Origin of the sequence: Serinicoccus sp. CUA-874 (genome assembly GCF_001942225.1) — a bacterium.
Taxonomy (GTDB): Bacteria; Actinomycetota; Actinomycetes; order Actinomycetales; family Dermatophilaceae; genus Ornithinicoccus; species Ornithinicoccus marinus.
In genome coordinates this window covers 209,415-231,608 of sequence record NZ_MKJZ01000035.1, presented here as the reverse complement: position 1 = coordinate 231,608, position 22,194 = coordinate 209,415, and the positions used below count along the sequence as shown (strand labels likewise).

Annotated in this window: 19 protein-coding genes and 2 pseudogenes; 12 read left to right on the top strand and 9 right to left on the bottom strand. The window is 72.7% G+C overall.

Going from position 1 to position 22,194, the window contains the following annotated elements:
- Positions 1-46: 46 nt before the first annotated feature.
- The 3 genes from BJF80_RS13420 to BJF80_RS13410 all read right to left on the bottom strand — a co-directional run bounded on the left by BJF80_RS13420 (position 47) and on the right by BJF80_RS13410 (position 1,761).
- Positions 47-607: a hypothetical protein gene (locus BJF80_RS13420; protein ID WP_075814326.1), complete on the bottom strand. Its 561-nt coding sequence runs from the start codon at positions 605-607 to the stop codon at positions 47-49.
- 63 nt (positions 608-670) lie between these two features.
- Positions 671-1,213 carry a hypothetical protein gene (locus BJF80_RS13415; RefSeq protein WP_075814324.1) on the bottom strand — a complete coding sequence of 181 codons (543 nt, stop codon included), beginning with the start codon at positions 1,211-1,213 and terminating at the stop codon, positions 671-673.
- A 47-nt stretch (positions 1,214-1,260) separates the two neighbouring features.
- Positions 1,261-1,761 (bottom strand): NUDIX domain-containing protein, encoded by a 501-nt coding sequence (locus tag BJF80_RS13410; protein WP_158068539.1) that lies wholly within the window; start codon positions 1,759-1,761, stop codon positions 1,261-1,263.
- Positions 1,762-1,911: 150 nt separating this feature from the next.
- Between BJF80_RS13410 and thrS the strand changes: the two are divergent.
- Positions 1,912-3,896: pseudogene (gene thrS, locus BJF80_RS13405) on the top strand (threonine--tRNA ligase).
- Positions 3,897-3,964: 68 nt separating this feature from the next.
- Positions 3,965-4,450: a GNAT family N-acetyltransferase gene (locus BJF80_RS13400; protein ID WP_075814320.1), complete on the top strand. Its 486-nt coding sequence runs from the start codon at positions 3,965-3,967 to the stop codon at positions 4,448-4,450.
- A 24-nt stretch (positions 4,451-4,474) separates the two neighbouring features.
- On the opposite strand, the gene BJF80_RS20450 is transcribed toward BJF80_RS13400, so the two are convergent.
- Complete coding sequence (locus tag BJF80_RS20450) at positions 4,475-5,281, bottom strand: nitroreductase family deazaflavin-dependent oxidoreductase (protein WP_237767619.1); 807 nt, start codon at positions 5,279-5,281, stop codon at positions 4,475-4,477.
- An 85-nt stretch (positions 5,282-5,366) separates the two neighbouring features.
- Between BJF80_RS20450 and BJF80_RS13390 the strand changes: the two genes are divergently transcribed.
- The gene (locus BJF80_RS13390) at positions 5,367-5,918 is read left to right on the top strand and encodes an HIT family protein (protein WP_075814318.1); all 552 of its coding nucleotides are present in this window, start codon (positions 5,367-5,369) and stop codon (positions 5,916-5,918) included.
- Position 5,919: 1 nt separating this feature from the next.
- Here the strand turns inward: BJF80_RS13390 and BJF80_RS13385 are convergent, their stop codons facing one another.
- Complete coding sequence (locus BJF80_RS13385) at positions 5,920-6,984, bottom strand: DUF2332 domain-containing protein (RefSeq protein ID WP_075814316.1); 1,065 nt, start codon at positions 6,982-6,984, stop codon at positions 5,920-5,922.
- 8 nt (positions 6,985-6,992) lie between these two features.
- Positions 6,993-8,804 (bottom strand): HNH endonuclease, encoded by a 1,812-nt coding sequence (locus BJF80_RS13380; protein WP_143554117.1) that lies wholly within the window; start codon positions 8,802-8,804, stop codon positions 6,993-6,995.
- Positions 8,805-9,086: 282 nt separating this feature from the next.
- On the opposite strand from BJF80_RS13380, the gene pdxS reads away from it, so the two are divergent.
- Positions 9,087-9,986: a pyridoxal 5'-phosphate synthase lyase subunit PdxS gene (pdxS, locus tag BJF80_RS13375; protein WP_075814312.1), complete on the top strand. Its 900-nt coding sequence runs from the start codon at positions 9,087-9,089 to the stop codon at positions 9,984-9,986.
- A 15-nt stretch (positions 9,987-10,001) separates the two neighbouring features.
- Here the strand turns inward: pdxS and BJF80_RS13370 are convergent, their stop codons facing one another.
- On the bottom strand, positions 10,002-11,357 hold the full coding sequence (locus tag BJF80_RS13370) for a WD40 repeat domain-containing protein (RefSeq protein ID WP_075814310.1): 1,356 nt from the start codon (positions 11,355-11,357) through the stop codon (positions 10,002-10,004).
- A 166-nt stretch (positions 11,358-11,523) separates the two neighbouring features.
- Between BJF80_RS13370 and pdxT the strand changes: the two genes are divergently transcribed.
- The gene (gene pdxT, locus BJF80_RS13365; protein ID WP_237767618.1) at positions 11,524-12,123 is read left to right on the top strand and encodes a pyridoxal 5'-phosphate synthase glutaminase subunit PdxT; all 600 of its coding nucleotides are present in this window, start codon (positions 11,524-11,526) and stop codon (positions 12,121-12,123) included.
- Here pdxT and BJF80_RS13360 read toward each other — a convergent pair.
- Positions 12,111-13,391, bottom strand: a complete 1,281-nt coding sequence (locus BJF80_RS13360) for a cell wall-binding repeat-containing protein (protein ID WP_075814306.1) — start codon at positions 13,389-13,391, stop codon at positions 12,111-12,113. The two genes, pdxT and BJF80_RS13360, sit on opposite strands and share 13 nt — an antisense overlap.
- Before the next feature lie 91 nt (positions 13,392-13,482).
- Positions 13,483-13,659 (bottom strand): annotated as a pseudogene (locus BJF80_RS21650) (SpoIID/LytB domain-containing protein); the annotation flags it as partial.
- A gap of 1,126 nt (positions 13,660-14,785) precedes the next feature.
- Here BJF80_RS21650 and BJF80_RS13345 point away from each other — a divergent pair.
- From BJF80_RS13345 to secF, 7 genes are all read left to right on the top strand, one after another.
- Entirely contained in the window at positions 14,786-15,556 is a 771-nt protein-coding gene (locus BJF80_RS13345) for a YebC/PmpR family DNA-binding transcriptional regulator (protein ID WP_075814302.1), read from the top strand.
- 157 nt (positions 15,557-15,713) lie between these two features.
- Positions 15,714-16,400, top strand: coding sequence for a crossover junction endodeoxyribonuclease RuvC (gene ruvC / locus BJF80_RS13340; protein ID WP_075814300.1), 687 nt, complete (start codon positions 15,714-15,716; stop codon positions 16,398-16,400).
- A complete protein-coding gene (gene ruvA / locus BJF80_RS13335; protein WP_075814298.1) occupies positions 16,397-17,005 on the top strand; it encodes a Holliday junction branch migration protein RuvA in 609 nt (202 codons plus the stop codon). Before ruvC ends, ruvA begins: the two co-directional genes overlap by 4 nt.
- A 74-nt stretch (positions 17,006-17,079) precedes the next feature.
- Complete coding sequence (ruvB, locus tag BJF80_RS13330; RefSeq protein ID WP_075814388.1) at positions 17,080-18,183, top strand: Holliday junction branch migration DNA helicase RuvB; 1,104 nt, start codon at positions 17,080-17,082, stop codon at positions 18,181-18,183.
- A gap of 410 nt (positions 18,184-18,593) precedes the next feature.
- Positions 18,594-18,980 (top strand): preprotein translocase subunit YajC, encoded by a 387-nt coding sequence (locus BJF80_RS13325; protein ID WP_075814296.1) that lies wholly within the window; start codon positions 18,594-18,596, stop codon positions 18,978-18,980.
- 154 nt (positions 18,981-19,134) lie between these two features.
- Complete coding sequence (gene secD / locus BJF80_RS13320; RefSeq protein WP_237767616.1) at positions 19,135-20,964, top strand: protein translocase subunit SecD; 1,830 nt, start codon at positions 19,135-19,137, stop codon at positions 20,962-20,964.
- Positions 20,964-22,175: a protein translocase subunit SecF gene (secF, locus tag BJF80_RS13315; RefSeq protein WP_075814294.1), complete on the top strand. Its 1,212-nt coding sequence runs from the start codon at positions 20,964-20,966 to the stop codon at positions 22,173-22,175. The genes secD and secF overlap by 1 nt, the downstream gene beginning before the upstream one ends.
- Positions 22,176-22,194: the final 19 nt, after the last annotated feature.

The window sequence follows — 22,194 nt, the reverse complement described above, 5'->3', positions numbered from 1 at the left end:
GGCGGATGCGATCCTGCGGTCGGCATCGGCTCTTTTCGCGTCAATGTCACGCTGAGGGGGTCCGGTCGGGTTCGCTCGCTTCTTGTTGCTGCGGCTCCGGCTGTTGGCTGCTCGTCCGGTGTGCGGCCTGGCCGGACGCCCTGGCCGTCGGCACAGTTCGAGGACGTCGTCGCTGGCGGTGTCCCGTCAGGACGGGCGCGACGGTGGCGCGGATCGCCAGTCGAGGGTATGTCGTGGGGACCCGTGGGGTGCCCAGCGTCGGCAGCAGGGCGTCGAGGAGGGTCCGGAGCAGGTCGGCGATCGTGTGCACCGCGGCGTCGGCCTGCCGCACGAGGACCACGGTGACGAGCGTGGCCAGCGTGCGCGAGGGCCATGGAGGCCCCCGTGTGGTGCGCGGCGTGCATCGAGCCGGCGGCGGCCCGCCGGTGGCCAGCAGCACGCGCAGCAGCCCCTGGGCGGGGCCGAGGACCACCAGCAGCTCCAGCGTCCCCCGGCGCCGGTCGCTCCACCACCAGCTCAGCGGGGTGACGGCGGCCGCGACGACCAGCAGCGGCCACCAGGACCCCGTCGCACCACCGGACGGCCCGTCCGCAAGGGAGCGGCTCACCCCCTGACCACATGCGACAGCCCCGGTCGAGGACCGGGGCTGTCGTCGTGGGTGCCGTGCTGGTCAGCGCAGGGCCGCGGGGGCGGTCCGTGCCCACCAGTCGCCGAGCCCGAGGGTGCTCCACGCGGCCGGGATGGCGGCGACGGTGAGCAGCACGAGCGCGCCGGTGAGGTGGTCGTCCAGGAACGGGTTGTTCACGGTCGGGATCGCCGCGCCGTACATGAACAGGTACATCAGCGCTCCTGCCAGGGCGCCCACGCGGGCTCCGGCACCGGTGATGAGGGTGACGCCGATGCCCAGCAGGCCGAGCATGAAGAGCCAGTCGATGACGACCATGCCGGCCATGCCGTTGTAGAAGCCGGCGAGCGGACCCTCGACACCGCTGAGGTAGCCGGTGGTGGGGCTGCCGCCGTTGATCCAGGCGCGCTCGCCCGGGGTTGCGTAGCCCAGACCGAAGGTCTTGTCGAGGAACGCCCACAGGAAGTAGAAGCCGAAGGCGATGCGGGTGATGGCCAGCATCCAGGCACCGGCCACGGGCAGAACCTCGTGGTCCCGTGCCGTGAGGCGGGTGGCCGTGGTGGTGGCCGAAGCTGTGGCGGAGCTCATGATGCCTACTTTCGACGTGTCCGACTAGATACTACACAGCGTAGCAGTCAGACTACGACGGTATGTAGTGCTTTGGTCGCCCACGCCGACACCTCGGACGTCAGGGGAGTGCCAGACATGGCGGGGGCGTCCAGCCACATCATCCCGTAGGTGTCAGACACCCGCGGCAGGCCGCCCGGGCCAGGCTCCCAACCGGGCCGCGGGACGGCGAAGTAGATGAGGTCGATGTGCTGGTGCGGCGGGTCCTGCGAGATGTCCTCCACCTGGATGCCCTCGGGGCGCACGAGCTGCCGGGGCGAGCCCGGTGCGTCGTGAGGTATGCCGTGGGAGCCGACGAGGTCGACCGCCAGGCCGGTCTCCTCGAGGGTCTCGCGCCGCGCCGCGTCGTCGGGGAGCTCGTGCGGCTCGATGTGTCCGCCGGGCGGAAGCCACAGACCGACCTTGGGGTGCGGGTGCAGCAGGACGTGCCCCGCGTGGACGACGAAGGCCGCCACGGTGAAGTGTTTGGTGATGCCGTCCGGCGGCTCCCGGTCCTCGACTGCGCCCACGACCAGCACCCTAGGCGCTCTGTCCCGGGCCGGTCCGCGCGCCGTGCGCGACCCGATATCCGGTGCCGCGTCCGCGATCCGGCGGGTAGGGTTGGGCGACCGACGGGCGCGCGCGGCGCACGTCATACCCCATCTCCGAGGAGCACCAGCGTGTCCACCCAGATCACCGTCAGTGTCGCAGGCAGCGAGCGAGCGGTCGAGCAGGGAACGACCGCGGGCGACCTCGTCGGCGACGACCGTCAGGTGGTCGTCGCGCGGGTCGGCGGCGAGCTGCGCGACCTGCACCACGAGCTCGCCGACGGCGACGTCGTGGAGCCGGTGCTCGTCACCGAGCCGGACGGGCTGGACGTGCTGCGCCACTCGTGCGCCCACGTGCTCGCCCAGGCCGTGCAGCAGACGTGGCCCGAGGCCCGCCTGGGCATCGGGCCGCCGGTGCGCGACGGGTTCTACTACGACTTCGACGTCGCCGAGCCGTTCACCCCCGACGACCTCAAGCGCCTCGAGAAGACGATGCAGCGCATCATCAACTCCGGGCAGACCTTCGCCCGGCGCGAGGTCGACGACGAGGCCGCCCGGGAGGAGCTGGCCGCCGAGCCCTACAAGCTCGAGCTCATCGGCCTCAAGGGTGGCGCCTCCGAGGACGCCGCCGAGGGCGCGAGCGTCGAGGTCGGCGGCAGCCAGCTCACGATCTACGACAACCTCGACCGGACCGGCGAGGTCGTCTGGGGCGACCTGTGCCGCGGCCCGCACCTGCCGAGCACCAAGATCATCGGCAACGCTTCAAGCTCATGCGCAGCGCCGCGGCCTACTGGCGGGGTAGCGAGAAGAACCCGCAGCTGCAGCGGATCTACGGCACCGCCTGGCCGTCCAAGGACGAGCTCAAGGCCTACCTCGACCGTCTCGCGGAGGCCGAGAAGCGTGACCACCGCCGCCTGGGCGCGGAGATGGACCTCTACTCCTTCCCCGAGGAGCTGGGCGCAGGTCTGCCCGTCTTCCACCCCAAGGGCGGCGTCCTGAAGCGGGTCATGGAGGACTACCTGCGCCAGCGGCACATCGACGAGGGGTTCGAGTACGTCGGGACCCCCCACGTCGCCAAGGAGGGGTTGTTCCACACCTCCGGCCACCTGCCGTACTACGAGGACACGATGTTCCCGCCGATGGAGGAGGACGGGCAGCGCTACTTCCTCAAGGCGATGAACTGCCCCATGCACAACCTCATCTACCGCAGCCAGCAGCGCTCCTACCGCGACCTGCCGCTGCGGCTGTTCGAGTTCGGGCACGTCTACCGCTACGAGAAGTCCGGGGTCGTGCACGGGCTGACCCGCGTGCGCGGCCTGGAGATGGACGATTCGCACTCCTACGTCACCCGCGAGCAGGCGCCGGACGAGATCCGGCACCTGCTGACCTTCGTGCTCGGGGTGCTGCGCGACTTCGGCCTGGACGACTTCTACCTGGAGCTGTCCACCCGCGACGAGGTGGGGGAGAAGAAGGACAAGTTCATCGGCACCGACGAGCAGTGGGCCGAGGCGACGGCCGTGCTCGAGGAGGTCGCGCGGGACTCCGGGCTGGAGCTCGTGCCCGACCCCGGTGGTGCCGCCTTCTACGGGCCCAAGATCTCGGTGCAGGCCCGGGACGCGATCGGCCGGACCTGGCAGATGTCGACGGTGCAGTACGACTTCAACCAGCCGGAGCGCTTCGGGCTGGAGTACTCCGCCGCGGACGGGAGCCGTCAGCAACCGGTGATGATCCACTCGGCCAAGTTCGGCTCGGTCGAGCGCTTCATGGGGGTGCTCATCGAGCACTACGCCGGTCAGCTCCCGCCCTGGCTCGCGCCGGTGCAGGTCGTCGGGGTGCCCGTGGCGGAGGACTTCTACGGCTACCTCGACGACGTCGCCGGCAGGCTCCGGGAGCACGGCATCCGGGTGGAGGTCGACCACGGCGACGACCGCTTTCCCAAGAAGATCCGCAACGCCAGCCGGTCCAAGGCTCCGTTCATCCTCATCGCCGGTGGCGAGGACGCCGAGGCCGGCGCGGTCTCCTTCCGCTTCCGCGACGGCTCGCAGGAGAACGCCGTCCCCGTCGACGAGGCGGTCCAGCGGATCGTCACCGCGGTGCGCGACCGCGTGCAGGTCTGAGCTCCGCGCCCGGCGCACCGGCATACCCCTGACCTAGGATCGGCTCACCCGACGGAGCAGGAGCAGGTATGCCGACACTGGGGGAGGCCGCGCAGGGTGTGCGCGTGCGCGCGCTCGCCGACGACGAGGCGCTGCTGCTCGGTGCGCTGCACAAGCAGGCTCTGGTCAGGGCCGGCACCGACCCGGACGCGGGCGAGCCGATGCACGTGCGTGCCTTCGCCAGCGCCTGGCACCGGCGCGCCGACGACCTCCCGGCCTGGGTCGCCGAGCACGACGGCGAGCACGTCGGGGTCGCGGTGGTCCGCCGCACGATGCTGCCCCACCTCGCGGGTGCTCCGCGGCTGCTCGTGCTCTCCGCACTGGGTCCGGCGGACACCGTCGGTGAGGAGGCGGTCTGTCTGGCCCTGGTCCGTCAGGTCATCGGCTGGGCGCGGGAGCGTGGCGACGAGCGGGTCGAGGTCGCGGGCGACGTTGCGCTGCCGGCTCCCGTCCTGGATGCGGTCCGCGCGGTGGTGCGGCAGGCGACCTCGGTCAGCCTGCCCACCCAACCCTGAGCGGGTCCGACGCCCGTAGCTGGGTCAGCCGCGGAGCGGCTCGAGAATGAAGACCGGGATGAGCCGGTCGGTCTTCTCCTGGTAGTCGGCGTAGCTGGGGAAGGTCTGCACCGCGCGCTCCCACCACGCGTCCCGCTCCGGCCCCTCGCCGAGCTCGCGCGCCCGCAGCGCCTGCTGGCTGGTGCCGTCCTGGACCAGGACGTCGGGGTTCTTGGCCACGTTGTAGTACCACGCCGGGTGCTCGGGCGCCCCGCCCTTGCTCGCGACGGCGAGGTAGGAGCCCTCGTGCTCGACCCGCATCAGCGGGACCCGCCTGAGCATGCCGCTGCGGGCGCCACGCATGGTGATGACCACGACCGGTCGGTCCTGGATCGTCGCGGCGGCGGTGTCTCCCGCGGCGTCGATGTCGCGCAGCTGGGTGGCCACCCAGTCGCTCTTCTCCGGCATGTATGCCGCCGGGTCGCCGATCGCGGCGTCGTCGAGGTCGTGCCGTGCGCTGCTGTCGTCCATGACCTGGCCAACTCCGGCCGGGCACCCAGTGTTCCCGCCGGTCACGTGTCGCCCGCACGGATGCGTGCCCTCTCGAGGTCGGCCACCGCCGCGGCGCACCTCCGCGCCCCGTCCACGGCTGCGGGACCGGCGCTTCACCACCAGCGGTCCCTCGGCCGCTGCGACCCGCACCTGCTCCCAGGTCTGCACGACCCGGGACCGTGGCACGGGTATACCCCTGGCCACGAGGCGCTGCTCCAGCCGTTCCGGACGGCGCAGCAGCCGCACGCCGGGCAGCGGGTTGAGGCAGGGGATGCCCGCGCCCGCGAGCCGGGCGACCACCTGCTCCGGGCCGCGGTGAGGCGAGGATGAGAGGACGATGACGGCTTTCGCGACGGGCCGCGACGGTGTCCCTAGACTGCGGCCTATGACCTCCGTGCCCGAGCCCGAGGACGCCATCACCTTCGCGGGGTCGCAGGACGGCTTCGAACGGCTCTGGACCCCGCACCGGATGGCCTACGTGCGTGGTGAGCGGCCCAGCCCGGACGCCGGCTCCGGGTGTCCGTTCTGCGCCGCCCCCGGTCAGGACGACGCGGAGAGCCTCGTCGTGCACCGGGGTGAGCACTGCTACGTCGTGCTCAACCTCTTCCCCTACAACCCCGGGCATCTCCTGATCTGCCCCTACCGGCACGTCTCGCTCTACGTCGACATGACGCCCGAGGAGACCGCGGAGTTCACCGAGTTGACCCGGCAGGCGATCCACGCGATCACCGCCGCGAGCAACCCGGCCGGCTACAACATCGGCATGAACCAGGGCGAGGTCGCCGGCGCAGGCGTGGCCGCCCACCTGCACCAGCACGTCGTGCCGCGGTGGATGGGCGACGCCAACTTCCTGCCGATCGTGGCGCAGACTAAGGCCGTGCCTCAGCTCCTGCAGGACGTCCGCGAGCAGCTCGCGGAGCACTGGCCTGCGAGCTAGGTCACCCGTCGTGGCGCCAGGTGGCGGACACGCCGTGCGGGTGGCACTCGGCGAGGAACTCGGCCGCGCGGACTCCGTCGCGCCACCGGACCAGGTTGAGGTGGGTCGACTCGGGGTGGTCCGCATTCGGGTGCGGGAGGTCGGGCGTGACCTGTGGCGACTCGGCAAAGACCCACGAGAGGCCCCGATCAGCGCCGATCTGGTCGAGAGCCTCGACATAGTCGGACCGACGTCGAGCGGTCAGATAGTTGAGCACCCACGAGTTCATCACGACCGGGTGGCCGTCGAGGTCGTCGACCGCGCTGGCCAGATCATCAACCGCATCGCCTCGCCGCACCTCGACGGGCTGGTGCTGCGCGATGGCGATGGCACCGTCCAGCCGGTCCAGTCGGTCGAGCTGGTCAGGCCACACGCAGGCTCGTAGCCAGCGGGCGGCGAGCGGGTTCGCCACGTCGACGGGGTGCTGGTCCAGGCCGAGCCTGTCGACGATCGGTGGCATCGCCCTCGGGACCGGGACCGTCCCGTCGGTGCGGCACGACACCCGGACAGCGCTCGGGCCGTCGACCGGATGGACGACACGTCCGTCGTAGTCGTAGGAGTACCGGTCGAAGTTGAGCACGAGGCCGGCGCTGGCACCGATATCCAAGAGGGCGAGCGGCCCGACCTCGTCGGCGAGGCGGGCGAGGACTGGCAGGAAGAGGGCGCAGCGCCCGACCTCGTTGGTCTGCGTGGAACGCGTCGCGACGGTGCGTTCCAGGTGGGTCCGGTGCGCCACGACGGTCTCCACGAAGGCCCGACCGGGGTCGTCGTCGCGCGGATCCGGGGCGATCGAGGGGTACCACTGCGCCAGCGGGAGATCGGGGTGCTCCAGCAGGAGGTCGTGCACCGCCGCGAAGAGGAGCACCGGGGTCCGCTGCTCGGGCACAGGACAGGCGAACAACACCGACAGCACGTCGTCACGATCCAGGACGTGGCGCGCGATCCGGGTGTAGAAGGGCGCCTGTCGCTGCATCGTCCGGGCCCACTCCCGGAACGGGCGTCGGATCTGATCGAGCTCCTGGGACACCGGGGCCCTCACCCGGCTCGTGGCCGGGCAGAGCTGTCCCCCAGCGAGGGGAGCAGGGGAGGTGCCGAGCGGTGGTCGTGAGCCGGGTGATGGCGGTGTCGTTCGCGAGCCAGGTTGCACCGGTGACAGAGGCCGCGGCCGTTGCCCGCGGTCGTCGCGCCACCGTCCGAGTGCCGGACGACGTGGTCGACGTCGCGGATCGGCGCCCCGCACCAGCGGTTGCGGCAGGTCCGGTCCCGGCTGATGACGAACCGGCGCAGCTCGCCGGTGAACCGGCGCCGCCGTGCGTCCTGCTCGACCAGCACGTGGGACACCGGGTCGACCCAGAGCCGACGCAGCCACACGACGGCCTCGCGCCGTTCGGCGGTCGGCTCGGGGTCGCGGTCGGGTTCGCAGGACGGATCTGGCCTCGAGGCGTCAGGAGACTCGTGGGCCGGCGAGTCGGTGGCGTGGGGAGGGACAGGACGTGACGGGGGAGAAGCGGCAGGAGGAGCAGGGAATCCCGGGTGTGCCGGGGGACTGATGGGTGGCCCGTGGAGCAGGTCGCAGGAGGCGTCCGTGCACCGCCCGCTTTCCGGGCAGAGCTCTTGAGATGCAGAGCTGCCGCCGGGGCCGCTGCCGCCGTCACGACGACTGCTGCTGCCACAGTCACGGCCGTCACCACCACGATCGCCACGGCTACGACTGCTGCTTCGGCCATCGACACCGTCACCGCGATCACCACTGCCTCGGCCATCGACACCGTCACCGCGATCACCACTGCCTCGGCCATCACCATTGCCGTCGCCGACCGCGTCCTCGGGACGCAGCAGCTGCCGGGCGACCTCCGCCGGGACAGGGCCGTAGCCCTCGAGCTCCGCCGCGTCCGACGCCCCGCCGAACAGCGCCTGGTCGGTGATGACCAGCCCGACCTCGATGTCGATGCCGTCGACGACGGCCCGGCCGGTGAGCCGCTGGTGCAGCTCGTCGGCCATGAGCTGGTTGAGTCCACGCGGATCGCCGCTGGCGCGCGCCGCCGTGGCGTGCGTGCGGAGCGCGGCGTAGCACGCTACGGCCTGGTGCGCCGGCAGGTGGGCGCTGAGACGTGCCATGACGTCCGGCGCCGGGCGGACCGACACGCCACGGTCCTGCGCCGCCCTGCGGGCCCGCGCGACATAGGCCGCCGGGTCGATCTCGTAGACCAGGGAGCGGGCCGCGCCGGTGATCTCCTGGGTCGAGGACCCGGGCAGACGCGGCGCGAGCCGGCGGTCCACCTCGGCCCGGTCCTCCACCGAGAGACAGGTGGTGGCCTCGGTGACGGCACGCGCCTGCAGCGCGCCGATGTGGCCACCGGTGAGCGCGGCGAGGGTCTGCGGCATCTCCTCGACGAGGGCCCGCGCACTGGAGAGCTCGCGCGAGCCCCAGTAGGGGGAGGTCATCCGGGCGTGTGCCAGCTCGTCGGCGACCGCCCTGCCCCGTCGCGAGCGGGGCACGCCGGCAGCCTGCTGCTGCTCCATCTGGGAGTCGCGGAAGTCGACCTGCAGCCGGGCGCTCACCGCCGCCGCGCTCCGGGTCAGCTCCTCCAGCGCTCGCAGCAGCGCGAGCCGGGCGTCGTCGTCGAGGGCACGCAGGTCGTCGGCGCCCAGCGTCATCAGTGCGTCGCGGCAATCGGTCACCTCGGACAACGACCGAGATAGGCCGGGCGCGCAGGCGGCGGGCGAGGAGGCCCCGGAGCTCTGCTCGGAGGCAGTGCTCCAGTCGCAGGGTTGGACGGTACCGGCCCGCGAGTGCACGACCCCGTGGGTGCTCCCCCCGTCCGGCTCCGGCTGCGGTGCCGCCATCTCGCCCACCCCCTCGGTGCGCTCGGTCGACCAGACCCCCTCGATCTGGTTCCTGTCTCCGACACTACCCGAGGCCACCGACAGACTCGAACATCTGTCCACAGCGTGTCGCGGGGGCCCTCCCGCCCGCAGCATCCCCATCGCCGGCCACCCTGCGTCACCCATGCACCTCCTGGCCCCGTGGCCGCGCCACCCCGCCGTAGACTTGACCTCCTCCCCGGCGAGGCCCACCCGTGCGGCCCCGCCACGGCATACCCGCACCGCACGAGAGGCCACCCGCGCATGTCCGAGCCCAACCAGCACACCACCGGCACCACGCGCGTGAAGCGCGGCATGGCCGACATGCTCAAGGGCGGCGTCATCATGGACGTCGTCACCCCCGAGCAGGCGAAGATCGCCGAGGACGCCGGCGCGGTCGCGGTCATGGCGCTGGAGCGGGTGCCGGCCGACATCCGCGCGCAGGGTGGCGTGTCGCGGATGAGCGACCCGGACATGATCGACGGCATCATCGAGGCCGTCTCCATCCCGGTCATGGCCAAGGCCCGCATCGGGCACTTCGTCGAGGCGCAGGTGCTGCAGAGCCTCGGGGTGGACTACGTCGACGAGTCCGAGGTGCTGACCCCGGCCGACTACAGCAACCACATCGACAAGTGGGCCTTCACCGTGCCCTTCGTCTGCGGCGCGACCAACCTGGGCGAGGCGCTGCGCCGGATCACCGAGGGTGCGGCGATGATCCGGTCCAAGGGGGAGGCCGGCACCGGCGACGTCTCCAACGCGACCACGCACATGCGCTCGATCCGGGCCGAGATCGCGCGGCTCACCTCGATGGCGCCGGACGAGTTGTACGTCGCGGCGAAGGAGCTGCAGGCGCCCTACGACCTGGTGCGCGAGGTGGCGGAGCAGGGCAAGCTCCCGGTCGTGCTCTTCACGGCCGGCGGCATCGCGACGCCGGCGGACGCCGCGATGATGATGCAACTCGGCGCCGAGGGCGTCTTCGTCGGCTCGGGGATCTTCAAGTCGGGCAACCCCGGTCAGCGGGCCGCCGCCATCGTCAAGGCGACCACCTTCCACGACGACCCCGACACGCTCGCGGAGGTCTCCCGCGGCCTGGGCGAGGCCATGGTCGGCATCAACGTCGACGACATCCCGCAGCCGCACCGTCTGGCCGAGCGCGGCTGGTGAGCTGAGCCCGGGCGTTCAGGCGTCCCGGTATGCCTGTCGCGCCGCACCGGCCTGCCTCACCGCCCGCAGCACGAGGGCGACCAGCGCCACCAGCAGCGCGCCGCGCAGCAGCATGAGCACACGGCCCCGGTCCACCATGCCGGGATCGCCCACCTCGGCCCCGTCGAGCAGGTCGGCGGCGACGGAGATCTCGCCGACCGCGGCGCCGGTCCACCCGGGCTCGGCGACCAGCAGCTCCTGCGCTGCGCCGGAGTCGACGTCGACCGACCAGAGGTGGAGGCGGAGCGCTGCGGTCTCGGTGTCGTAGGTGGAGACCAGGATCCGGTCGGCCGCGAGCCATCCGAGCGGCTCGGCCGTCCGTCCCGCACCGGCAGGCCTGTCGGTCGTCACGCTCAGGTCCAACGGGTCGGTCGACGTCACCGCCTCACCGTCGAGCGTGCTGACCTGCACGGACCCGGCGCCCCCCGTGACGACACGTCGCCCGTCCGGGCTGACGGCCGTCGGTCCCAGGTCCAGCCCCAGGTCGAGCCCCGTCGCCACGACCTGCATACCGTCCGCGCTGCGCAGCTCGGCGCCGTAGCCGGTGGATACGAGCAGCCCGCCGTCCTGCGGCAGCGGGGCGATGCCCGTGGCGGCGGCGACCTCGGGCAGCCGCACCGGCTCGGTCCCCTTCGGCGCGCCAAGGTCGGCCCGACGCACGTCGTCGACCACCCGCGGAGGCGCGCCGTCCAGGGAGGAGTACCGGTGGGTGTCGTCCTCCACCAGGCCGACGAAGACCGACCGACCATCGCCCGACCACGCCAGGGGAGTGGTGGAGCGCCCGTCGGGCAGCGGCCAGGTGCGGACCGAGCCGTCCTCGAGGGACACCGTGGCGAGGTAGCCGTCGTTGCCGCGCCCACCGACCGCGACGCTGCGCCCGTCCGGTGACAGCAGCATGGGTCCGGGATCGCCCTGGTCGCTTCGCACGCTCGCGTCGTCGGCGGTGTCGAGCCGCCGGTAGGTTCCGCCGTCCGCCCCCACCGCGATCGCCTGCGGGTAGTCCATGAACTCCACCCCGTAGCCGTGGGTGAAGACCATGAGCGCCGGGCCCGCCGGGGAGCGCTCCACGGTGGCGGGCAGGTGCGCGTAGGCAGGGAACGGGTCGGGCAGCGTCGCCGGTGCGGCCGCGCCGGAGGGCGAGGGCGTCGGCCCGGAGAGCAGCAGCGGCAGCACGAGCAGCAGCGCTGCCACGACCGCGGCGACGAGCAGCGCGCCGACCGGCCGGCGGCGCTCGCGCCCCGCAGGACTGGCGGGCGGCACCTCGGGCAGGTCGGCCAGCAGCCCCCGGAGGGCGCGGACGGCGCGGTCCTCGCGCGGGTCAGTCACGGCCATCGACAGCCTCCTTCATCCGGGCCAGCCTCCCACCGCGCGAGGTATGCCCGGTGCCTCCACACACCTCAGTCTCCCGGGTCGGCCGGATCGTTCCCTGATGACTTGTTCCGGGACGACCTCGGTATACCCGCCAGGACCGGGCAGCGACCGCTCTACACTGCGGGCCGTGACCTCCGTGACCGTCGGCGTGCTCGCCGTCCAGGGCGACGTGCGCGAGCACCTCGCCGCGCTCCGGTCCGCCGGTGCCGACACCCGCGCGGTGCGGCGCCCGGCCGAGCTCGAGCAGGTCGACGGCCTGGTCGTCCCCGGCGGGGAGTCCACCACGATCGACCGGCTGTGCCGCATCTTCGGCCTGCACGAGCCGATCCGTGGCCGGATCGCCGGCGGTATGCCCGTCTACGGCTCGTGCGCCGGGATGATCCAGCTCGCCGACGAGATCCTCGACGGCCACCGGGAGCAGCAGACCTTCGGCGGCATCGACATGGCGGTGCGGCGCAACGCCTTCGGCCGGCAGGTCGACAGCTTCGAGGCCGACCTGCACCTCCCCGGGCTGCGCGACCCGCAGCGCCCGGTCCGGGCCGTCTTCATCCGCGCGCCCTGGGTCGAGCGCATCGGCGACGGCGTGGAGGTCCTCGCCGCGACCGACGGTCATCCCGTCGCGGTCCGCCAGGGTGGCCTCCTCGCGACCAGCTTCCACCCCGAGGTGACCGGTGACCACCGGGTGCACGAGCTCTTCGTGCAGATGGTGCACGCTCAGCGCAGGTAGCGAGCCAGCCGATCCATCGTCGGTCTCGTGATGCCGCCGGTCCCGCCGAGGACGTACATCGACCGCGGCCGCAGGTGGCTCAGCGCCTGGTCGGCGCCGGCCGCGACGCGGTCACCCGGGGTCAGCACGAGCGGTGCGTCGTGACGGCCCGCCAGCGCGGCAGCCACGAGCGCGTCCGGGAAGTCGGTGCCGAGCGCCACGAAGGCCGGGTCGGTGCCGCGCGGGAAGGTCGCCGCGATCCGGGCCGCGGTGCGGTAGCGGTCGTCCCCGGCCCAGCGCACGACGCCGCCGGAGGCATACTGCCGGGCCTGCCGCACGACGGTGTCGGTGACAGCGCCGCCGCCGCCGAGCACGACGATCTCGCGCGGCTGCAGGCGCCGCAGCGCGCTGATCGTGGTGCTCGGCAGACCTTCCGGTCGCGTCAGCAGCAGCGGTGCCTGCTGCCCGTTGGCGACCGCGGCCCCGGCGAGCGCGTCGGGGAAGTCCCGACCGCTGGCCAGCAGCACCCGGTCCACCCCGCTCGGGTAGTAGCCCGCGAGCGCGGCGGCGGTGCCGTAGCGGTCGGTCCCCGCCACCCGGTCGACCCGGCCGGTGCGGGCATACCCACGCAGGTCGCGCAGCACGCCGCCCGAGACGGCGTCGGTGCCGCCGAGGACGACGAGCCGGTCGGGGCGGAGCCGCTCGAGGGCACGGGTGGTGGCGCCGGGCAGCCGGTCGTGGCGGGTCAGCAGCAGCGGGGCGTCGTAGACCCCGGCGCGGGCCGACGCCGCCAGCGCGTCCGGGTAGTCCTGCCCGGAGACGACGTAGACGACGCCCACCCCGGGGCTCCACTGCTCGGCGACGCGCGCGGCGGTGCCGTAGCGGTCGGTGCCGCTGAGGCGCACCGGTTTCGTCGGGGTCGGCGCCGCCCCCGCGAAGGTGAAGTAGTCCGATGACAGTCCCTCGGACCACGTCGGCCAGTAGCGGGAGAGCATGAGGCCGGTCCCGGTGGCGTGCGCGTAGGTGTAGGCACCGCCGGAGGTGAAGCCCTCCACCCGGGCGGTGAGGATGCGGCCGCCCCACGCGCCGACCCCGTCCCGGGTGAGCACCTGGACCCGCTCGACGCGATGGATGCCGTAGCGCTGCTGCAGCGCGGTCCGGGGCAGCGACGCGCTCCACCGGTGCCGGGGGTTGGCGGGCGTCGCGTCGTAGGGGTCCTTCTGCGCGCGCAGGTAGTCGTGCCCGTTGCCGGCGGCGATGGTCTGGCCGCCGGTCGAGGCGGAGTACATCGTGGTCGCCAGCCGCCGGCTGCGGGAAGGCGAAGGTCAGCACCTCACCGGCGGTGTCGTCGACGGCGGCGTTGTTGGCGGAGTACTCGTAGGAGAGGAGGGAACCGTCGCCGCGGCGCACGCCACGACCGCGGTAGGCCTGGCACGCGGTGGAGTCGCAGATGTCGTAGTAGGAGGTGCTCGCGCTGCGGCGGGCGTAGGTGCGCGCGGCCACGGACTGCGCCCGCAGCGCCTCGGGGTGGAAGGACGGACCCATCTCGGCGGCCACGACCGAGCGCAGGTAGTGCTGCTCGGGCAGGTGGTTGACGGTGGCCAGGGCCGAGCTGCCGTGGTGGGTCGCGGTGAGGGCGCCGCGGTAGACCCGTAGCTGCCGCCGGGCAGGTAGAGGTCGACCGTCCCCTCTTGCGAGGAGGAGAAGGTGACCGGGCAGCGGCGGGGCATGCCCGAGGGCCACCAGGAGGACCAGGTGGAACCGTCATACCCCTCGAGCACGCAGGACGTCGCCGAGGAGGTCGTCGCGCGCACCCGCCACTGGCTGCGTCCGGAGGGCAGGGCGTAGGTGCGGCTGCCCGGGGCGGCAGAGACCCGCAGGCCGGAGCGGTGCGCCACCCGGGTGACCCCGTCGCCGTCGATGGTGATGCCCACCGAGATGTCCTGGGCGGACCAGGTCTCCAGCCGGGTGCCGGGGTAGTAGAAGTCGACGATCTCCTCGTGCGACAGGCCCTCGAGGCCCGCGCCGTGGGCCCCCCACTGCGACATGCCGATCCGGTGGCCGTAGCCGCCGCCGGTGATGTCGTAGCTGCCGTCGGCGGGCACCGGGTAGACCTCCGAGCCCGGCACCGGCGCCGGGAGCACGTCGTCGGTGGTGACGACCGTGGTCTCGCCCAGGTCCTCGGCGCTCTCCGGCTCGGGCGCGGCCTGCGCCTGCTGGGCCCAGGGGAGCGAGCTGCCGGACGCAGGGTCCGCGAGGTCGGGCTCGGGCGCTGCGGGGCTGGCGGACGCGGGGGCACTCGTGAGGGACACCACGAGTGCGAGCGCGAGCCCTGCGACGGAGTGACGTCGCACGATGACTCCTCGTCGAGTGGGGTGGTCGAGCAGGGACCGGCCCGAGCCACCCTCACTATGCGGCACCCGGGGGTGGTGGGACAAGAGTGAGGCGGGGGGTATGCCCGGGCCCGGGTCAGCCGGGCGGCAGCTGCATCAGCAGCAGGTCGGGGGCGCCCTCCGGCACCCAGTCCGGCCGGATCCCCCCGATGTGCGCGCCCGGATCTGCACCTCACGAGGGTCCCCTGGCATGCGGGTAACCTAGGGCGTCGATCCCTGCCGCCCGCGTCGAGGTCCCGAGGGACCTGTGCGAGCGGCATACCCCGAGACGACGGATGCGAGGACACCGGATGAGTGGTCACTCCAAGTGGGCGACGACCAAGCACAAGAAGGCCGCGATCGACGCCAAGCGCGGCAAGCTCTTCGCCAAGCTCATCAAGAACATCGAGGTCGCCGCGCGCATGGGTGGGGGAGACCCGACCGGCAACCCGACGCTCTACGACGCCATCCAGAAGGCCAAGAAGAGCTCGGTCCCCAACGACAACATCGACCGGGCCGTCAAGCGCGGCTCCGGCGCGGAGGCGGGCGGCGCGAGCTACGAGGCCCTGGTCTACGAGGGGTATGCCCCCGGCGGGGTCGCGCTCTACATCGAGTGCCTCACCGACAACAAGAACCGCGCCGTCATGGAGGTCCGCACCGCGCTCACCCGAAACGGCGGCTCGATGGCCGACAGCGGCTCGGTGGCCTACCTCTTCGAGCGCAAGGGCCAGGTCGTGGTGCCCAAGGAGCAGGAGAGCGGCGAGACCGGCGAGGACGCGCTGCTGGAGATCGTGCTGGAGTCCGGGGCCGAGGAGGTCGAGGACCTCGGCGAGTCCTTCGAGGTCATCTCCGAGGCCGGTGACGTCGTGGCGGTGCGCACCGCGCTGCAGGAGGCGGGCATGGACTACGACTCGGCCGAGGTGACCTTCGTGCCGAGCATGCAGGTGCCGCTGGACGTCGACGGCGCCAAGAAGGTCATCCGGGTCGTGGACGCGCTCGAGGACTGCGACGACGTGCAGAACGTCTACTCCAACGCCGACATCTCCGACGAGGTCCTGGCGCAGCTCGACGAGGCCGAGTAGTCCCGAGCGGCGCGAGCTTGACTGCTCGGAGCAGAAAGGACCCCGAGCGCAGCGAGGTCCACGCTGTCTCCGATGGTGTGTCGCGGCCGGGGACCGGCGACGAGGCTGTGTAGCGTGGAGTCCGAACATCTGTCCACACCTTCGGAACGGGAGCGGAATGCGCGTGCTCGGCGTCGACCCCGGCCTGACCCGGTGCGGTCTGGGGGTGGTCGAGGGGCTCCCCGGGCGCCAGCTGCGGCTCGTCGAGGTCGGTGTGGTGCGGACACCGCCGAGCGACGACCCGGCGGAGCGGCTGCTCACCCTGCAGACCGAGCTGGACGAGTGGTTCGCCCGGACCCGCCCGGAGGCAGTAGCCGTGGAGCGGGTCTTCGCCAGCACGCGCAACAGCAGCATCATGGGCGTGGCGCAGGCCTCGGCGCTGCCGCTGCTGGCCGCCGCCCGGCTGGGGCTCCCGGTCGTGCTGCACACGCCGTCGGAGGTCAAGGCCGCGGTCACCGGCAACGGCCGGGCCGACAAGGGCCAGGTGACGCGCATGGTCACCCGGATCCTCACCCTGGAGCAGGCGCCCCGACCGGCCGACGCCGCCGACGCGCTGGCGCTGGCCATCTGCCACCTGTGGCGCGGGGGATCGCAGGCTCGCCTGGAGGGTGAGGCCGGTGGCTCCGACCGCTTGAAGGACGCCGAGCGCGCAGCAGCGAAGGCGCGGCCCAACCGGCTGGCCCAGCTCCACGACGAGCACCGCACGGCGGCCCGGTCCGCTGCCGCCCGGGCCTCGGCCCGCGCTGGCGGTCGCGTCACCAGCACCGTCACCACCGCCACCAGCAGCAGGAGGAACCCCCGGTGATCGCCTCGGTCCGCGGCACGGTCCGCCACGTCGGCCTCGACCACCTCGTCGTCGAGGTCGGGGGCGTGGGGCTGCTCGTGCACACCACCCCCGAGACCGCCGCCGGGGCGAGCAGCGGCCAGGAGGTCTCGCTCGAGACGACCCTCGTCGTCCGCGAGGAGTCGCTGACGGTCTACGGCTTCGACGGCTCGGACGCCAAGGCGATCTTCGAGCAGGTGCAGACGGTCAGCGGCGTGGGGCCACGGCTCGCGCTGGCGATGCTCTCGGTCCACTCGCCCGACGACGTCCGCGCGGCGATCGCCCAGGGCGACCTCGTCGCGCTGATTAAGGTGCCCGGCATCGGCAAGAAGTCGGCCGAGCGGCTGGTGCTGGAGCTCAAGGACAAGATCCTGGCGGTCGGCGTCGACCCGGCTCTGCCGCAGCGGGCCGCCGGGACTGTCGCCTCCGCGGACGACGCCGTGCAGAGCCAGGTGCGGGAGGCGCTGCAGGGTCTCGGCTGGACGGCCAAGCAGGCCGACGGCGCACTCGCCACCGTGACGAAGGACGAGGCGCCCGCCGACGTCGCCGCGCTGCTGCGCGCGGCCCTCCGGGAGCTGGGCCGGTGACCGAGGCGGCCGGTCGGCGCGACGACGCCTCCGACGACGACCGCCCGTCCGAGGACGGCTCCTACGAGGTCGAGGTGCCGGAGGAGGCGTTCACCGGGGCCGAGCGGGTGGTCGATGCCGCCGGGACCGACGAGGAGCGGCGGATCGAGGCGGCCCTGCGCCCGCGGCGGCTGGCGGAGTTCCCCGGCCAGCGGCGGGTGCGCGACCAGCTCGGGCTCGTGCTCGAGGCGGCCCGGCGTCGCGGCAGCCCGCCGGACCACGTGCTGCTGTCCGGGCCGCCCGGCCTGGGCAAGACGACGCTCGCGATGATCATCGCCGGCGAGCTGGAGCAGCCGATCCGGATCACCAGCGGCCCGGCCATCCAGCACGCCGGGGACCTCGCCGCCGTGCTGTCGTCCCTGGTCGAGGGAGAGGTGCTCTTCCTCGACGAGATCCACCGGATGTCGCGGCCGGCCGAGGAGATGCTCTACCTCGCGATGGAGGACTTCCGGGTCGACGTCATCGTCGGCAAGGGTCCGGGCGCGACCGCCATCCCGCTGGAGCTGCCGCCGTTCACCGTGGTCGGCGCGACCACCCGGGCCGGGCTGCTCCCGGCGCCGCTGCGGGACCGCTTCGGCTTCACCGGGCACCTGGACTACTACGCCACCGAGGACCTCGTGGCGATCCTGCACCGCAACGCCGCGCTGCTGGAGATCGAGGCGGACGACCCCGGCATCACCCAGATCGCCTCCCGCTCCCGCGGCACCCCCCGCATCGCCAACCGGTTGCTCCGGCGGGTGCGGGACTGGGCGCAGGTGCACGGCCAGGACGTCGTCGACGAGCCGGCCGCCCGCGCGGCGCTGGCGCTCTTCGACGTCGACGAGCTTGGCCTGGACCGGCTGGACCGGGCCGTCCTCGATGCGCTCTGCACCCGGTTCGGCGGGGGCCCGGTGGGGCTGTCGACGCTCGCGGTCGCGGTGGGCGAGGAGCCGGACACCGTGGAGACGGTGGCCGAGCCCTACCTCGTGCGCGAGGGCTTCATGGTGCGCACCCCTCGCGGCCGCGCCGCGAGCCCGGCCGCCTGGTCCCACCTGGGCCTCACCCCGCCCGCCGGCGCCGGTGGCGGCGTCCCCGGCAGCACCGGCGGCCGCTTCGGCGCCGACGACGACCCGCCGGAGACGCTCCCGCTCGGCGACTGACCGTGGAAGTCCTGCCGGGGCAAGATCTCCCCGGTCGGCGGGTATGCCAGCAGCGGTGCTGACCGTGGAAGTCCTGCCGGGGCAAGATCTCCCCGGTCGGCGGGCATACCGGCAGTGGTGCTGACCGTGGAAGTCCTGCTGGGGCGTGCATTCGCCGGTCGGTGGGTATGCCGGCAGCGCTACTGACCGTGGAAGTCCTGCCATGGCGCGACTTTCCGGGTCGGTGAGCCTACGGGGGATGGGCCAGGGCGGCGGATCGGGTGGCGGGGACACGGCATACCGGCCTCTTTGGTGGCCCCAGCGGACTCACCTAGACTGCCCCGGGTGCCTGCCGCGCGCCTGGGCGCGGGCGGCGGGACGACGGCGTCGCACCCGGCGCCCCACGAGACACGCTTTCGAAGGGTCACTCCATGACACTGGCGACCGGCTCCGCTGCGGGCGCGGGGGGCTCCGGCCTCACGCTGCTCATCCTGGCACTGCCGATCATCTTCCTGCTGTTCCTCATGTTCAACCAGCGGCGGCGTGCCCGCTCGGTGAACGAGGCGCAGAGCCAGCTGCAGCCGGGCCAGGAGGTGATGACCACCTCGGGGATGTTCGGCGTGATCCGCGCCGTCGAGGCCGAGGTCATCCACCTCGAGGCTGGGGGAGTGGTGCTGCGGTTCCAGCGGCGGGCCATCCTGCCGATGTCGATGGTCGGCTCCCTGGGCGGCCGGCCCGGCCCGGCCGCCACCGACCAGGGCGACGGCGGCCCCGCCGACGGCGACACCCCGACCGACACCGACGGTCCGACCCGATGACGACCTCGACCCCGGCGCCCCGCCGGGACGAGGACCTGCCCGGAGCGGGTGAGGCGAGCGGTCGCGACAGCGCCGCTCCGGCGGCGGTCGCCGGTCCGGGGGCCAGCGCAGCGCCCGCATCCGGGGCCCGCTGCGCACCCTGCTCAGCCTCCTCGTGATCACCGTGCTGCTCTTCGGCGGCATCGGCGCGGCGCGGCTGTGGGCGGAGCCACCGGCCTCGTTGACACCGCAGCTCGGCCTGGACCTCGCCGGTGGCCGCCAGATCGTCATGGAGCCACTCACCGAGGACGGCACCAACGTCTCCGCCGAGCAGCTCGACCAGGCCATCGACATCATCCGTCGTCGCGTCGACGGCGGTGGCGTCACCGAGGCCGAGGTCACCCGCCAGGGCCAGAACGTCTCCGTGGCCATCCCCGGCAACCCGACCCCGGAGCAGGTGGAGGCGCTCAGCCGCTCCTCGCAGCTCCGGTTCCGTCCGGTGCTCGTGGCCCAGTTCACGGCGCCGGAGATGGAGATGCCGGAGCAGCGCACCCTCCCGCTGCCGCCCAGCCTCATCGAGGAGCAGCTCGAGGAGTTCGAGCAGCAGCAGGACGCGCAGGAGGACTCCGAGACGCAGGACAGCGTCGAAGAGGGCACGAGCGACGAGGCGGAGCAGACCGAGGAGAACCGCGGCGGCACCCGGCTGCCCAGCTCCGGCAGCGACGACGCGCCCGCCACCGAGGCGCCCGGCGTCCCCGCGGAGGACGGCTCCGACAGCACCGCACCGCCGGTCCAGGAGGGCGAGCTGCCGACGGCGAGCGACCCCTCGAGCCTGGCCCAGATCACGCCCGAGCTCCAGGAGGAGTTCAGCGCCCTGGACTGTGCCGCCGAGGGCGTCGCCACGCAGGTCGCCGCGGCCCCGACCGACCAGCCGACCGTGGCCTGCACCGTCGAGGGCGATGAGAAGTTCATCCTCGGGCCCGTCGAGCTCACCGGCAGCAGCGTCACCGACGCCAACGCCGGGCCGGAGACGGTCCAGGGCGGCGCGGTGACCGGCCGCTGGCAGGTCAACCTCACCTTCGACGGCGAGGGCGGGCAGACGTTCGCCGAGATCACCTCCCGGCTCTACGGCTACCCGCAGGGCGAGGCGCAGAACCGCTTCGCGACCGTCCTGGACGGGCAGGTCATCACCGCCCCCACCGTCAACGGCGTCATCTCCGGCGGCACCGCCACGATCTCCGGCGACTTCACCCCGGAGGAGTCGCAGTCGCTGGCCAACCAGCTGAAGTTCGGTGCGCTGCCGCTGAGCTTCGAGGTGCAGACCTCGGAGCAGATCAGCCCCACCCTCGGCGGGGAGCAGCTGCGCTACGGCGTCATCGCCGGGATCATCGGGCTGCTGCTCGTCTTCGCCTACATGCTGGTGCAGTACCACGCGCTCGGCCTGGTCGCCATCGGCTCGCTGGTCGTGGCGGCGCTGCTCGCCTACGGCTCGGTGACGCTGCTCGGGTGGGCCAACAACTTCCGGCTGACCATGGCCGGGGTGACCGGTCTCATCGTCGCGATCGGCATCACCGCGGACAGCTTCATCGTCTACTTCGAGCGCATCCGGGACGAGGTGCGCGCCGGACGGCCGCTGCGGTATGCCGTCGACACCGGCTGGGAGCGGGCCCGCCGCACGCTCATCATCTCCGACGTGGTGAACCTCATCGCGGCGACCGTGCTGTACCTCCTCTCGGAGTCGGGCGTCAAGGCCTTCGCCTTCGCGCTCGGGCTGACCACGATCATCGACCTCGTGGTGGTCTTCATGTTCACCCATCCGCTGGTGAGCATCCTGGCCAACACCCGCTTCTTCGGCGAGGGCAAGAAGTGGTCCGGTATGCAGCCGGAGCGGCTGGGCGCCAAGCGCTCGGCCTACCTGGGCCGGGGACGCGTGCGGGAGCCCGACGTCATCGCCCCCGGGCGCAGACGGCATACCCGTGAAGAACTGGAAGGCGGTGTGGTCTGATGTCGCGTTTCTCCCGCCTCGGCAACGACCTCTACTCCGGCGCACGGTCCTACGACATCGTCGGCCGCCGCATGTTCTGGTACCTCCTGTCCGCGGTCCTCATCGCCGTCTCCCTGACGGGCCTGCTGGGCCGTGGCCTCAACTTCGGCATCGAGTTCAGCGGCGGCTCCGAGCTGCGGGTGAGCCAGGTCAGCGCCCAGCAGATGGAGGACTACGAGCAGCGCGCCGGCGACATCATCGAGGAGGTCGCCCCGGGCGGCACCACGACGATCACGCAGATCGGGGACTCCACGGTCCGGGTCCAGACCGGCGAGCTGGAGAGCTCGGAGGCCGAGACCGCCCGCGGCGACCTCGCCGACGAGTTCGGGGTGGACGTCGCCGACGTCACCAGCTCCTTCGTCGGGCCCTCCTGGGGCGAGACCGTCACCAACCGGGCGCTCATCGCGCTGGCGGTCTTCCTCGCGCTGGTGACGCTGGTCCTGACGCTCTACTTCCACACCTGGAAGATGGCGGTCGCCGCGCTGGTCGCCCTCATCCACGACGTGCTCTTCACCGTGGGCATCTACGCCCTCATCGGGATCGAGGTCTCGCCGGCGTCGGTCATCGGCTTCCTCACGATCCTCGGGTACTCGATCTACGACACCATCGTCGTCTTCGACAAGGTGCGGGAGAACACCGAGCACGCCTTCGAGACCAAGCGGCAGACCTTCGGCGAGGCGGCGAACCAGGCGGTCAACCAGACCCTGGTGCGCTCGATCAACACCTCGGTCGTGGCGCTGCTGCCGGTCGCGGTCATCCTCGTCGTGGGCGTGACCCTGATCGGTCCGGGCACCCTGGTCGACCTCGCCTGGGCGCTGTTCATCGGCATCGCGGTCGGCACCTTCTCCTCGATCTTCATCGCCACGCCGCTGCTCGTGCACCTGCGCGAGGGCGAGCTGACGATCCGTCGCCACGACGCCCAGGTCACCAAGCGCCGTGCCCGGCACGACGCCCGCGCGGCCCAGCGCGGCCGGGACCTGGACGAGGACGACGTCGAGGAGGGGTCGGACGAGGCCGACGGCGCGCTCGTGGGTGCCGACGCCACGACGGCCACGACGTCGGCGTCGAGGTCGGAGGGGACGAGCACCGGCCCGGCCCAGGGCCGGCAGCTGCACCCGTATGCCCAGCGCGGCCCGCGTAACCAGCCCAAGCGCAAGCGGCGCACCCGCTGACCCCCGAGGAGCTCCCCGC